This is a genomic window from Amycolatopsis iheyensis (genome assembly GCF_024703995.1).
Lineage (GTDB): Bacteria > Actinomycetota > Actinomycetes > Mycobacteriales > Pseudonocardiaceae > Amycolatopsis > Amycolatopsis iheyensis.
Map to the genome: position 1 here is coordinate 144,084 of NZ_JAMXQV010000019.1, position 13,006 is coordinate 157,089.

General features: G+C 72.8%; 14 protein-coding genes. 8 read left to right on the forward strand and 6 right to left on the reverse strand.

Annotated features, from left to right (window positions below):
- Window positions 1-9: 9 nt before the first annotated feature.
- The 5 genes from M8542_RS32075 (at window position 10) to M8542_RS32095 (ending at window position 5,460) form a co-directional block, all read left to right on the forward strand.
- Window positions 10-1,833: a cupredoxin domain-containing protein gene (locus tag M8542_RS32075; RefSeq protein ID WP_257924031.1), complete on the forward strand. Its 1,824-nt coding sequence runs from the start codon at window positions 10-12 to the stop codon at window positions 1,831-1,833.
- Between the two features lie 130 nt (window positions 1,834-1,963).
- Window positions 1,964-2,503, forward strand: a complete 540-nt coding sequence (locus M8542_RS32080) for a PadR family transcriptional regulator (RefSeq protein WP_257924032.1) — start codon at window positions 1,964-1,966, stop codon at window positions 2,501-2,503.
- On the forward strand, window positions 2,500-3,231 hold the full coding sequence (locus M8542_RS32085; protein WP_257924033.1) for an ABC transporter ATP-binding protein: 732 nt from the start codon (window positions 2,500-2,502) through the stop codon (window positions 3,229-3,231). Before M8542_RS32080 ends, M8542_RS32085 begins: the two co-directional genes overlap by 4 nt.
- A 3-nt stretch (window positions 3,232-3,234) precedes the next feature.
- Window positions 3,235-5,007, forward strand: coding sequence for an FtsX-like permease family protein (locus M8542_RS32090; RefSeq protein ID WP_257924034.1), 1,773 nt, complete (start codon window positions 3,235-3,237; stop codon window positions 5,005-5,007).
- Window positions 5,008-5,079: 72 nt separating this feature from the next.
- Window positions 5,080-5,460 (forward strand): MmpS family transport accessory protein, encoded by a 381-nt coding sequence (locus M8542_RS32095; RefSeq protein ID WP_257924035.1) that lies wholly within the window; start codon window positions 5,080-5,082, stop codon window positions 5,458-5,460.
- A 6-nt stretch (window positions 5,461-5,466) separates the two neighbouring features.
- Here the strand turns inward: M8542_RS32095 and M8542_RS32100 are convergent, their stop codons facing one another.
- From M8542_RS32100 to M8542_RS32110, 3 genes are read right to left on the reverse strand one after another with little or no spacing between them, the layout of a single operon-like run.
- A complete protein-coding gene (locus M8542_RS32100) occupies window positions 5,467-6,903 on the reverse strand; it encodes an alpha/beta hydrolase (RefSeq protein WP_257924036.1) in 1,437 nt (478 codons plus the stop codon).
- A 33-nt stretch (window positions 6,904-6,936) separates the two neighbouring features.
- Window positions 6,937-7,656 carry an ABC transporter permease gene (locus M8542_RS32105; protein WP_257924037.1) on the reverse strand — a complete coding sequence of 240 codons (720 nt, stop codon included), beginning with the start codon at window positions 7,654-7,656 and terminating at the stop codon, window positions 6,937-6,939.
- 12 nt (window positions 7,657-7,668) lie between these two features.
- On the reverse strand, window positions 7,669-8,553 hold the full coding sequence (locus tag M8542_RS32110; protein WP_257924038.1) for an ABC transporter ATP-binding protein: 885 nt from the start codon (window positions 8,551-8,553) through the stop codon (window positions 7,669-7,671).
- A gap of 108 nt (window positions 8,554-8,661) precedes the next feature.
- On the opposite strand from M8542_RS32110, the gene M8542_RS32115 reads away from it, so the two are divergent.
- Both M8542_RS32115 and M8542_RS32120 read left to right on the forward strand, forming a co-directional pair.
- A complete protein-coding gene (locus M8542_RS32115) occupies window positions 8,662-9,801 on the forward strand; it encodes a sensor histidine kinase (protein WP_257924039.1) in 1,140 nt (379 codons plus the stop codon).
- A complete protein-coding gene (locus M8542_RS32120; RefSeq protein WP_257924040.1) occupies window positions 9,798-10,400 on the forward strand; it encodes a response regulator transcription factor in 603 nt (200 codons plus the stop codon). Before M8542_RS32115 ends, M8542_RS32120 begins: the two co-directional genes overlap by 4 nt.
- Window positions 10,401-10,403: 3 nt before the next feature.
- On the opposite strand, the gene M8542_RS32125 is transcribed toward M8542_RS32120, so the two are convergent.
- Together M8542_RS32125 and M8542_RS32130 are read right to left on the reverse strand one after the other, a co-directional pair.
- Window positions 10,404-11,156: a hypothetical protein gene (locus M8542_RS32125; protein ID WP_257924041.1), complete on the reverse strand. Its 753-nt coding sequence runs from the start codon at window positions 11,154-11,156 to the stop codon at window positions 10,404-10,406.
- Window positions 11,149-11,673 carry an RNA polymerase sigma factor gene (locus tag M8542_RS32130; RefSeq protein WP_257924042.1) on the reverse strand — a complete coding sequence of 175 codons (525 nt, stop codon included), beginning with the start codon at window positions 11,671-11,673 and terminating at the stop codon, window positions 11,149-11,151. The genes M8542_RS32125 and M8542_RS32130 overlap by 8 nt, the downstream gene beginning before the upstream one ends.
- A 107-nt stretch (window positions 11,674-11,780) precedes the next feature.
- Between M8542_RS32130 and M8542_RS32135 the strand changes: the two genes are divergently transcribed.
- Window positions 11,781-12,383, forward strand: a complete 603-nt coding sequence (locus tag M8542_RS32135) for a hypothetical protein (protein WP_257924043.1) — start codon at window positions 11,781-11,783, stop codon at window positions 12,381-12,383.
- Here the strand turns inward: M8542_RS32135 and M8542_RS32140 are convergent.
- Window positions 12,371-12,937, reverse strand: coding sequence for a dihydrofolate reductase family protein (locus M8542_RS32140; protein WP_257924044.1), 567 nt, complete (start codon window positions 12,935-12,937; stop codon window positions 12,371-12,373). The genes M8542_RS32135 and M8542_RS32140 overlap by 13 nt on opposite strands.
- Between the last annotated feature and the right edge of the window lie 69 nt (window positions 12,938-13,006).

Sequence of the window (13,006 nt, forward strand, 5' to 3'; positions counted from 1 at the left end):
TCTCCCGCGATGTCCCCACGACTGATCGCCGTGCTGCTGACGGCTTTTCTCGCGCTGCTCGGGCTGGCCACCCCGGCCGTGGCGGCGCCGGTCCAGACCTTGACCTGGACCGGCAGCAACAGCACCACCGAATACGCGTCCGCGCCCACCGGGGCGCTGCCGGGCGAGACCACGATCGTCTTCGAGAACAGCGAAGCCACCGGCAACACGACGGGGATGTCGCACACCCTGACGTTCGACACGTCGACGCCGGGCTACAACCACGACGTCTCCCTGAACATCCTGGCCAACCCCTTCGACACCGACAACGGCCGCCACGAGGCGACCGTGACGCTCACCCCGGGCAAGTACCGGTACTTCTGCACGATCCCCGGCCACACCTCGATGGTGGGGGAGTTCGTCGTGTCCGACGGCACCGGCGACACGACCGCGCCGACGGTGACCGCCGCGGTGGCGGGTGATCGCGACGAGTCGGGCAACTACATCGAGTCGGCCACGGTGTCGTTGACCGCGACCGACGCGGGCTCCGGGGTGGCGTCGGTCGAGTACCAGCTCGACGGCGGCGCCTGGAGCGCCTACAGCGCCCCGGTCGTGGTCAACGCCGTCGGCATGCACATGCTGCACTACCGCGCGACCGACGTCGCCGGGAACACCTCCGAAGAGGGGATGGCGCACTTCACGATCGTCGAAGGCCAGGGCGACACGACACCGCCCACGGTGACCGCCTCGATCGCGGGTGACAAGGACTCGGCGGGCAACTACCTCGACGTCGCCACGGTTTCGGTGACCGCGACCGACACGGACTCCGCGGTCGCCTCCGTGGAGTACCAGCTGGACGGCGGCGCGTGGACCGCGTACTCGACGCCGGTGGCGGTCACCGGCGCGGGCGAGCACATGTTCCACTTCCGGGCGACCGACGCGGCCGGGAACACGTCCCCGGAAGGCATGTCGCACTTCACGGTGGTCAAGCGCGACACGACCGCGCCGACGGTGTCCGCGACGGTGGCCGGCACCCAGGACGAGGACGGCGCCTACGTCGGCAAGGCGACCGTGACGGTCACGGCTTCGGACACCGGGTCCGGCGTCGCGGCGGTGGAGTACAAAGTGGACAGCGGGGCGTGGGCCGCGTACTCGGCACCGGTCGTCGTCTCGGCGCCCGGCGCGCACACGGTCGGCTACCGCGCTCGCGACGTCGCCGGGAACGCGTCTCCCGAAGGATCGGTGTCGTTCACGGTGGTCGCCGGCGGCGACACGACCGCGCCGGCGGTGTCCCTGGCGGTGACCGGCAAGCAGGACGGCAGCTGGAACTACGTCTCGCAGGCGACCGTGACGGTCACGGCTTCGGACACCGAGTCCGGCGTCGCCGCGGTGGAGTACAAGGTGGACAGCGGGGCGTGGACGCGGCACGCGACGCCGGTGGTGGTGTCGGCACTGGGCGCCCACACGGTGCGCGCCCGGGCGACCGACGTGGCCGGCAACGTCTCGCCGGAGACGACCGGGGCGTTCACGGTGGTGGCGGCCCCACCACCGCCGGACGCGTGCCCGAACTCGGACACCCGCGACACGGTGGTGATCGGCGGCGTCGACAGCCAGGTCGAGAACATCGACATCGGCAACGGCTGCACGCTGAACGACGTCGTCGACGAGAACGCGGAGTACGCGTCGCACGACCGGTTCGTGAAGCATGTGAAGGCGGTGACGCAGGAGCTGGTGGGCAACGGGGTGTTGTCATCGGGCGACCGGAACCGCATCGTGACGGCGGCGATCGAGTCCGGTGTCGGCGGCCCGCCGGCCACCGCGGGCGCCAAGCCGGACGTGAAGAAGCGGTTGTAGCGGCACCGGATCGAGCGAAGAGGCCGCGGCGCCCCTGGGGCGGCCGCGGCCTCTTCGTCGTCGGCGAGCTCGGTTGACACCCTTTTGGCTAACCGCTATCTATTGACGGGTCGCCGACGAAGGGTGGTCCGTGCAGGACGTGGTGCTGGCCTTGCTGGCCAAGGAGCCTTCGCACGGCTATGACCTGCGACGGCGGCTGGTCGCCGCGCTCGGGCCGCTCGGGGAGACGCTCAACGTCGGGCAGGTCTACGTCACGCTCACCCGGCTCGAGAAGACCGGCTTGGTCGTTCAGGAGCGGGAGGACACGCCGGTGCGGGGGCCGCGGCGCAAGGTCTACGCGTTGACCGCCGCCGGGCAGGAGCGGGTCGGCGCGTGGCTCGCCGAGAGCGCCGGGCCGCGCGTGGACGTGACCGACTTCCACCTGAAGCTGGTCGCCGCCGCCGAGTCGGGGCTGGCGGACCCGCTCGCGCTCGTCGACGCACGGCGCCGTGAGCTGCTGCGCACCCTCGCCGAGGTCCAGCACGCCACGCTCGCCCATGAGCCGAACTCCGAAGCCGGCCTGCTGCTCGAGGGCGTCGCCCTGCGGATGCAGGCCGACCTGCGCTGGCTGGAAGCGTGCGAGCGGACCTGGGTGGCCCGCGCGCGTGGGAAAACGGGAGAAGACCGATGACCAAAGCCGTTCTGCGGGCCGCCGGCCTGTCGCGGACGTACGGGCAGGGCGAAAACCTGGTGCGCGCCGTCGACGACGTCGACCTCGACGTGCCCGCCGGGCAGACGCTCGCGGTGACCGGGCCGAGCGGCTGTGGCAAGTCGACGCTGCTGCACCTGCTCGGCGGCCTCGACCGGCCGACCCACGGCAAGGTGTGGCTCGGCGGCCGGCGCGTCGACCACCTCGGCGAGCGGGCGCTCGCCCGGCTGCGCCGCCACGCCATCGGGTTCGTCTTCCAAGACTTCCACCTGATGGACGAGCTGACCGCGGCGGAGAACGTCGAGCTGCCCGCGCTGGTCGCCGGCGCCTCTCCGTGCGCCGCTCGCGACCGGGCCGCCGCGCTGCTGCACCGTGTCGGGCTCGCGGATCGGGCCCGGCACCTGCCCGCGGCGCTGTCCGGCGGGCAGCGGCAGCGGGTCGCCATCGCCCGGGCGCTGGTCAACGAGCCCTTGGTGCTCCTCGCCGACGAGCCCACCGGGAACCTCGACAGCGCCGCGACCCACGACATCCTCCGGCTCTTCGCCGAGCTGCGCGCCGCCGGTCAGACGCTGGTGGTGGTGACGCACGACGAGCGCGTCGCCGCCACGGCCGACCGCGTCGTCTCCCTGCGCGACGGGGCGCTGGTCGACGACACCTGGATGGGCGCCGACACCGTCCGGCTCGGCGCGCTGCTGAGCTGGGAAGGCTGAGCCGTGGGCCGCCTGCTGCTGGTGTGGCGCCTCGCCGTGCGGGACCTGCGCCGCCGTCCCGGGGAGGCCGCGATCTTCCTGGTCGCCGTCACCGCCACCACCGCCGCGCTGGCCCTCGGGCTGGCGGCCGGCACCGCCGTGACCGCCGGGTACCAGAAGACCCGCGAGGCCACCGCCGGTCCCGATCTCACCGCCATCACGACGGCCGCGGACCCGGCGGGCCTGGCCGCCCGGCTCGCCGCCGCGCCCGGCGTGGCCGAGCTGGCCCCGCCGGTCTTCGCGTTCGACGCCACCGTCGGGCTGAACGGCAGGGCCGCGCACACGTCGATTGAGGGGCGGGACACCAGACCATCCACAGTGGACCGTCCACTCGTCACCGACGGCGCCTGGGTGCGGCCCGGTGGCGCGGTGGTCGAACGCGGTTTCGCGCGGATGTTCGGCGTGGGCGTCGGTGACGTGGTTTCGCTGGGCGGGCGCGGCTATCCGGTGGTCGGGATCGCGATCAGCGCGGCCACCCCGGTGTACCCGTGGAGCGACTGGGCCCAGGGGGCGGGGCCGACCGACCGGGGCGGCCGGATCTGGCTCACCACGGCCGATGCCCGGGCCGCGGCGGGGGACGCCGAAGTCGTCTACCTCATCCACCTGAAGCTGACCGACCCCGACCTGCCGGTGCACTGGCGCGAGACGGTGTTCACCGATGACCGCCGGGGCGACGACTGGGTCAACACGCACACCTGGCAGACCGTCCTGCAGACGGACCGGAACATGATCCGGAACACCCAGCCCGATCTGGTGATCGGTGGCTGGCTGCTGGCCGCAGCCGCGTTCGTCACTCTCGCCGCGCTCGCCGCCGTCCGCGCCGGCCGTGACAACCGGCGGGCCGGGCTGCTCAAGGCCGTCGGCGCCGGTCCCCGGACCGTCGCGGCGGTCCTGCTGGCGCAGTACCTGGCGCCGACCGCACTGGCCGCGGCGCTCGGCCTGACCGTGGGGACCGTGGCCGCCCCGGCGCTGGCCGACCCCAGCGCCGGGCTGCTGACCACGGCCGGCCCGCCTGCCCCCTTCACCGTCGTCGCCGTGGTGCTCCTCGCCGTCCTGGTCACCTTGGCCGGCACGCTCGGCCCGGTCCTGCGGGCGGCCCGCACGAGCACGGTCCACACCCTGGCCGACCCGGCCCGGCTGTTCACGCACCAGCCGCGGCTGACCGCGCTGACGGCGTACCTGCCGACGTCGTTCCTGATCGGTGTCCGGCTGCTCGCCCGGCGGCCGGGCCGTGCCGCGCTGACGGTGCTCGGCATTGCCACCATCAGCGTCACGATCGCGGCGCTGCTGGCCTACCGCACGGCGCTCGCCACGGACAAGGGAACCGGGCTGACGGCCCCGGCGATGGCGGCGGTGAACGCCCGGACGGACCAGGTGCTGCTTGGCATCACCCTGGCGCTGGCGGCGTTGTCGGCGCTGAACACGGTGTTTCTCGGCTGGAGCACGGCGATCCAAGCCCGGCGGGCGCTGGCGGTGACGCGAACGCTCGGCGCGACGCCGGGCCAGGTGGTGCTGGCGCTGTGCACGGCCCAGCTGGTGCCGGCGGTCCCGGCGTTGCTGCTGGGGATGCCGGCGGGGCTCGGGCTGTACGGGATGCTCAGCGGGCGGGCGGCGGTGCCGGCGGGATGGTGGTTGCCGGTCGCGGGAGCCGTGATCATGGCGGCGGTCGGGGTGCTGACGGCAGTCCCGGCGTGGCTCCACACGCGACAGCCGGCTGGGCGTGCGTTGACAACCTAAGCCGTTCGCACTATCGGCTGATCGATCTTTCCGGCGATGCCCCGCCGCCCGACTTTCCCTACCGTGCGAAGCATGAAGATCAGGGGAGCACTGGCAGTCGTCGCACTCGGGGCCGGGTTGGTGGCCTGTTCCAACCCCACCGGCAAGTCGTGGGCCATCACCTACGAAATCACCGGCCAGCGGGACGGGACCCTCTCGCAGGTCGGCTACTCCGACTCACCCAACCGGTACGACGACGAGGTCAAGCAGCAGACCGTCGACGGCCCGGTCGGCGTGCCCTGGAAGCGGGACGTCGTCGTCACCGCCGGGCAGGCCGCGCAGGTGAGCGCGAGCCCCACCGGGGACCTCACGCTCACCTGCCGCATCCTGCTCGACGGGGTCCGAGAGCTCGCCAAGGCGACCGCCGCCGGCCCCGGGGAGCCGGTGCGGTGCGCCAAGACGACCGACGGGTGAACCCGCTCAGTGGCTTTCCGCGGCGCAGAACACGTCCCGCGCCGGGCGCTTGCCGGTCGCGAGGAACTCCGTCACCGCCGTGTTGCCGCACTGGTTGGACCCGAACAGGTATGCCCCGTGCCCACCCTGGTCGATGGTGATCATCCGAGCCCGGTCACCGAACGCCGACCGCAGCTTGCGGGCGCCGGCCAGCGGCGTGCCCGGGTCACGCTCGTTCTGCACCATCAGCACGTTCGCCGGGCCGTGGCCGGTGATCCGCACCTTCGGCTCGATCGGCGGGTTCGGCCAGAACGCGCACGCCGCGATGTTCGCCGACGCCGCCCCGAGCAGCGGGTAGCGGATCCGGTCCACGGCGACGTCGAGCTGGTAGCTCGCCACCGACCGGGGCCACGCCGAGTCGCCGCAGAGCACGGCGAAGCGGGCCGCGAAGAGGTTGTCCGTCGGCGGGATCGTCGTCTCCGGCGCGTGGGGCGGGCGGCCCTGGTCCAGCGCCTGCCAGTTCTCGGCGAGCTGCTTCAGGTTGCTCGCGTACATCCGTTCGAACGTCAGGCCGCGGAACAGCGACCCGGTGATGCCCTCGACCGGCGCCTTGTCCAGCCGGACGGCCAGCTCGTGGAACTTGGCCGTCACCTGGGCCGGCGTGGTGCCGAGCCCGTACTCCGGGTGGGCGGCGGCGAACGCGGCGAAGTCGGGGAAGCGGTCTTCCATGCCCCGGCCGAAGTTGCGCATCGCGTCGATGTCGTACCCGCCCGGCCCGAGGTTGCTGTCGAGCACGAACCGGTCGCTGCGCTCCGGGAACATGCTGGTGTACACCGCACCCAGGTACGTCCCGTAGGAAGCGCCGAGATAGGACACAGTGGACTCACCGAGCGCCGTGCGGATGCGGTCCATGTCCCGCGCGGTGTTCGCCGTCGTGACGTACGGCAGCATCGGCCCGGTCTTGGCGTCGGCGCACTGCTTCGCCTCTGTCTTCGCGACCCCCGCCTGCTTGACGACGTCGGCCGGCCCCTGCGCGTAGGGCAGGTTGCCGATCATCATCTGCTCGGTGGTCAGGTCGCAGGTCACCGGCGTGCTGTGGCCGACGCCGCGGGGGTCGAAGCCGATGACGTCGTACTGGTCGAGCACGCTCTGCGGCAGCTTCACGAGCTTCAGCACCTGCGGGTAGGTCAGGCCTTCGCCGCCGGGACCGCCCGGGTTGGTCAGCAGCACACCCCGCCGTTTCGCCGGGTTCTTGCTGGCCAGCCGCGACACCGCGACGTCGATCTTCGCGCCGTCCGGGTTCCGGTAGTCCAGCGGCACTTTCAGCGTGGTGCACTGCAGGTCCGGCGTCGGGAAGGCGCCGACCGGGCACGGGCCCCACTGCAGCGGCGCGGCGGACGCCGACGGCGCCACGACGGTCGTGCCCAACACGGCCAAAGCCGCGGCCAGAAGAGTCTTGCGCATCGAGTTTCCCCTCGTTTCGATCTCGGCCGCGCCTCAGCGGCGCGGTTCCCAGCGGAAGAGCCGCGTGGCCAGCGCGACGGCGACGACGACCCAGGCCAAGGTGGGGCCGAACAGGACGAGTGAGTCGGAGAGCGGGACGCCGCCGTTCCAGGCGTTCAGCACCAGCTCGGTCGCCGAGCCGCCGGGCAGCAGGCGCTTGAGCAGCGTGAGGTCACCGGTCCCGGTGACGCCGACCCAGCCGGACACGGCGATCACGCCGAGGCTGACCGGCAGCGTGGTCACCTGCGCGTGTTCCGGCGAGTTCGTCAGCCCGGCCGTCGCCAGCCCCAGCGCGAGCATCATGACCACGACGGACACCACGGCGGCGACCAGCAGCAGCGGGTCCGACGGCGTCCCGGCGACCAGGGCGAGCGCGCTCAGGATGACCGCGATCTGGAGCACCGAGAGCACGGTGATCGGCAGCAGCAGCCCGCCGAGGATGCCGGCGTCACCCGCCGCGGTGGAGCGCAGGCGCTTGAGGAACAGGTTCTGGCGGCGGGAAGCCAGCGTGGTCACCGTCGTGGTGTACAGCCCGATGCCCGCCACGAAGAACAACGCCAGCGTGGCGATGTAGCCGAGGCTGCCGACCTGGGTGAACAGGTCGTGCTTGGCGATGAAGAACGCGCTGAGCGCGGCCGGCAGCACCAGGGCGGTGACCAGGACCAGGCGGTTGCGGAAGATCTGGATCAGCTCGCCACGAGCGATCGTGAGCATGGGGTCCCTTTCTCAGGAGTGTTCGATGGCGCGGAAGACGTCGTCGAGCCGCGTCGGCCCGGCCTGGAGGTCCCGCAGCTCCACGGCGTGGTCCTGGGCCCAGCCGAGCAGCGTGTGCAGGTCCTTCTGCAGGCCGAAGGTCTCGACGAGGTACTGGCCGTCCGTGCCCCGCGAGGCGAGCAGAGGCGGTGCCGGAGCGTGCGCCGGGAGACCGAAGTGGATGGTCGCCGGCAGGGTCCGCGTCAGCTCGGCGACGGTGCCCTCGCGGTGGAAGACGCCCTGGTGCATGAGGCCGATGCGGTCGGCGCGCTGCTGGGCTTCCTCGAGGTAGTGGGTGGTCAGGACGACGGTCGAGCCGTCCTCGCGCAGCCGGTCCACCGCGTCCCAGAGCGCGTCCCGGGACTGGATGTCGAGGCCGGTGGTGGGCTCGTCGAGGAAGACCAGCTCGGGGGTGCCGTAGACGGCGGTGGCGAAGTCCAGCCGCCGCTTCTCGCCGCCGGAGAGCTGGCCGACCTTGGTGCCGGCCTTGCGGGTCAGGTCGACGACGCCGAGCACGCGCCCGACGTCGTCGGTCCGCTCGGTGAGCCGCCCGACCATCCGGACGGTCTCCCGCACGGTCAGGTCCGGGGAGAACCCGCTCTCCTGCAGCATGATCCCCATCCGCGGCCGGACCGCGGCGCGGTCGCGGGGGTCCTTCCCGAACACGCGCACCGCGCCCGAGGTCGGCGTGCGGTGGCCTTCGACCGTCTCCAGGGTCGAGGTCTTGCCCGCGCCGTTCGTGCCGAGCAGCGCGTACAGCTCTCCGGGTTCCACTTGGAACGAAAGGTCCTTGACGGCGGGGAAGCCGTCGTAGGTGAGGGTGAGGCGATCGACGTCGATGACCGGTGTCGTGGACATGCTCCGATTCCACCGGCTCGCGCCGCCGCCGGGCAGTGCCACCACGTCACCCCGACACATGACGCAGTGTCACTGGTGGTGTCCGCGAAGCCCGATACGCTCGGGTTCATGGAGGTGCCCACGATCGCGCGCAGGAGCACCTGGACCGGCGGGGCGGTCCAGGAGCGGCTGCGCCGGCTCAACCTGATCGTCACGATCCCGCCGCTCGCGTTGGTCGGCGTGCTGCTGCTGGCGCTGACGGCCCGCTCGTGGTGGCACGTCGTGATCCAGCTCGTCGGGCTGGTCGCGGCCTTGGCGACGGCCGAACGCTGGACCGCGGGCGACTACCTCCGCGTCGCCCGGCCGAGCCTGGTCGTCACCGCGGTGGTCTGGCTGGCCGGGGCGCTGACCGACGACAGCGCCGCGTTCTACGGGCTGTCCCTGGTGGGCTCGTTCCTCATCCCGCCACTGCGGCGCCACCGGCTCGCGGCCCTCTTCGGGCTCGGTGGCCTGGTCGCCGTCCTCGGCTCGGCGAACCTGCTGGCGCACGAGGACCACCTCGTGCCCCGGCTGGTGCAGTTCGTCGCCGTCCCCGCGGTGGCCGTGCTGATCACGACCGCGTTCATGTTCGCCAGCCAGCGGTTCTTCGACCTGATCGCGGAGCTCGAGCAGTCGCGCGAGAAGGAGGCGGAGCTGGCCGTGGTGCGGGAGCGGGTCCGCTTCGCGAGCGACCTGCACGACATCCAGGGCCACACCCTGCACGTGGTGAAGCTGAAGGTGGCGCTGGCCGAGAAACTGCTGGACAGCGACGTCGACCGGGCGCGCGAGGAGCTGGGGGAGGTGCGCACGCTGGTCGGCGACACGATCGTCCAGACCAAGGAGCTCGTGTACGCCCACCGGCGGCTCAACCTGCCGGCCGAGCTGGAGAACGCGAAGAACCTGTTCGAAGCCGCCGGCATCCACGTGCGCGTCGAGCGGGAGTCCGAAGTGGACGATCAGGCCGGGCAGCTGCTCGGCCAGGTCCTGCGTGAGACGACGACCAACATCCTGCGGCACGCCGAGGCGCGGCAGGTGCGGATCACGTTGGCGCGCCGCGGGATCGTCATCGTCAACGACGGCGTCGCCGAGACCGGGCCGCCGGAGCTGTCCGGGCTTTCGGCGCTGCGGCAGCGGCTGGCCGAGCGCGGTGGCGAGCTGGAAGTGTCGCGCGCGGACGGTCGCTTCCGGACGGCGGCGGCGTTCCCCGCGTCGAAGGAGGACGCCCGATGACCACCGTGGTGCTCGCCGACGACGAAGCCCTGCTCCGCAAGGCGCTGGCGGCACTGCTGCCGCTCGAGGGCGAGATCACCGTGCTCGCCGAGGCCGAAGACGGCGAACAGGCGGTGGCCGCCACCCTGCGGCACGAGCCGGACGTGCTCGTCATCGACCTCGAGATGCCGAACGTCGACGGGCTCGGCGCGGTCGCGCAGATCCGGCGCGCCCGGCCGCGGCAGGTGATCCTCATGCTGACCCGCCACGCCCGGCCCGGCGTCCTGCGCAAGGCGCTGAAGCTCGGCGTCCAGGGGTTCGTCAGCAAGTCGGCGGAGCCGGCGCACATCACGTCGGTGATCAAGACGCTGCACGCGGGCAAGCGCTGGATCGACCCCGACGTCTCGGCGCTGGCCGTCGTCGACGACTGCCCGCTGACGGACCGCGAGATCGACGTCCTGCGGGCGACGCGGGAAGGCTTTTCGGTCGCCGACATCGCCGGGCAGCTGCACCTCGCGGAGGGCACGGTGCGCAACTACCTGTCGAACGCGATGCAGAAGACGCAGACCCGCACGCGCCACGAAGCCGCCCGCTACGCCCGTGAGCACGACTGGCTGTAGGGCTCAGCCGACCGTGGCCGCGATCCGCAGGGCGTCGGAGAGGGTGAACGCGCCTTCGAGCCGGAAGGTGACGGCGCCGCGTTGCCACACCAGCGTCTGCGCGCTGAGGCGAGCCGTTTCGTGGTGCCACTCGCCGGTGCGGTCGATGTAGAGCAGCTCGTGGGGCCGGTCGACCCAGATGGCCGGCACGCCGTCGACGTCGACCGCCTGCCCGCCGGCCATCGACAGGAACTTCTCGAACGCCGGCCCGAGCTGCCCGTCGAACTCGTCGAGCCGGAGGGCGACCGGCCCGGCGGTGGCCGGGGGCCGGCCCGGTCCGGCCTGGTAGAGCAGCGACACCACGCGCGTCGGCTCGTCGGCGACCCGCACGTCGTCCGGGTAGCCGAGGGCGGCCGGCACGCTGATCGGGAACGCGGCCAGGTGGCGGGCTTCGCCGAGGTCGACCGAGCGCTCGCCGGGGAGCAGACCTTGCTCGCGGATCGCGGGCCCGGGCTCCTCACGCAGCTCGATGCCGGCGAACCGCAGCAGGTCCGTCACGGTCGCGCGCACCGCGGGCGACACCGTGACCGCGATGGCGAAGGCCAGCACGAGCGCCGCGGCGACGGTCGCCCAGCGGGGGAGCACCGGCCGTCGTCGCGGCGGCGTGGCCAGCCGGGCCAGGACGGCCTCGCGCACGTCGGGCGCCGGCGGCACGTCGAGCCGGTCGCCGAGGTCGCGCAGGGCGGCGGCGAGCCGGTCGTCCCGGGGCTCAGTCACCGACGACCTCCTTGTCCGGCTCGGCCAGCAGCTCCCGCAGCCGGGCGAACGCACGGTGCCCGCGGGACTTCACCGAACCCCGCGGGCAGCCGAGCACCTCCGCCGTCTCCCCTTCGGTGAGGTCGAGGAAGTACCGGCAGATCACCACGGCCCGGTTCTTCTCCGGCAGCGTCCGCACCGCGTCGAGCAGCGCGGTGTCCGGGAACGCCCGGCTCTCGGGACCGTCGGCGTGGGTCGGCTCTTGGCGCGCGGCGCGCAGTTCCGTCGCGGCGCGCCGCCGCCGGGAGCGGACCAGGTTGTGCGTCTCGTTCGCGACGATCCGCAGCAGCCACGCCCGGAACGAGGCACCGCCGCGGAACGACGAAAGCGCCCGGAACGCCTTCACGAACGCCTCCTGGACGACGTCCTCGGCCTCGTGCCCGGCGCCCAGCAGGTAGGCCGTCCGGTGGGCGAGCGCGGTGTAGCGGTCGACCAGCGTCCCGTAGGCCGCCGGGTCGCCGCCGAGAATCCGCGCCACCACTTCGTCGTCGTCCGTCGGCCCGCCCCCCTTTGCCCACCCCTTCTACACCGCCGGCGCCCGGAAGGTTCCGGGAACCGGTCAAGCCGCCGCGGTGTAGGGCGGACATGAAGCTGCGACTCGTCCTGGCGCTCGGCGCCGCCCTGGTGACCCTGCTGGTGTCGACGCCCGCCGCGGTGGCGGGCAACTGGGCCACGACCTACCTCGACCCGCTGCCCGAGACCCTGCGGGCCGGGCAGCCCTACACCGTCGGCTACTGGGTGCTGCAGCACGGTTCCCACCCCAGCTACGGAGAGCTGGGCCCGACGGCCCTCGTGCTGACCCCCGCGCAGGGCGACCCCGTCGTCTTCCCCGGAGTCGCTCTGCGCGAGCCCGCGCACTACGCGGCGGCGATCGCCGTGCCCACCGACGGCGTCTGGCGGGTCTCGGCCCGGCAGGGCATCTTCGCCGGCTACGACATCGGCACGCTCACCCTGCCCGGCCGCCTGGAGATCACCCCGCCGCCGGCCCCGATGCCGGCGGGCGAACCGTTGCCGTGGGGCGCGATCCGGCCTCCGGTGAACCCCGTGAGCGGCGGGGGAGCGGTCCAAGCCGCGCCTGAGCGGCCCACGTCTTTCGGGTCGGTGCTGCTCGTCACCGGTCTGGTGATCGTCGTGGGTGCCGGGCTCGTCGGTGGTCTTCGGTGGCGGAGGCGGGCTCAGCACCGGTAGGTCAGCAACGCGAGACCGGCGCCGACCGTGCGGTTGGCCACCAGCCGTGCGGGCTTGACGACGTCGGTGGCCGGGAAGAGCCGCGCGCCCGCGCCGGCCACGAACGGGTAGGTCATCAGGCGCAGCTCGTCGGCCAGGTCGTGCTCGAGCAGGGTGTGCACGAGCCGGCCACTGCCGTAGACGACGATCTCCCCGGCCACGCCCTCCTTCAGCTCCTTGACCGCGGTGACGACGTCGCCGCCCAGGACGGTCGTCTCACCCCAGCCCTCGACGGCCGACGACGACACGACGTACTTCGGCAGGGCGCGCAGCCGGTCCGCCCACTCGCCGGGCCGGGACGGCCAGCCGCGGGAGCGGAAGTACCCGTAGGTGCGCCTTCCCATCAGCAGGACTTCGGCGCCCAGCGCCTCTTCGAACTCGGCCTTCGCCCACGCCTCCCGGTCGGTGTCCGCGATCCGGGTGAACCAGCTGCCGCGGCCGGTGCCCTCGTCCCCGGTCGGGTCCTGGACGACTCCGTCGAGCGTGACGTTCGCACTGACGATGATTTTTCCCATGCCCCTACCGACGCCGGCCGGCCGCGAAAGGGGGCGCGCCCCTTTCGCGTTCGCGGCGGCGTCCGTACA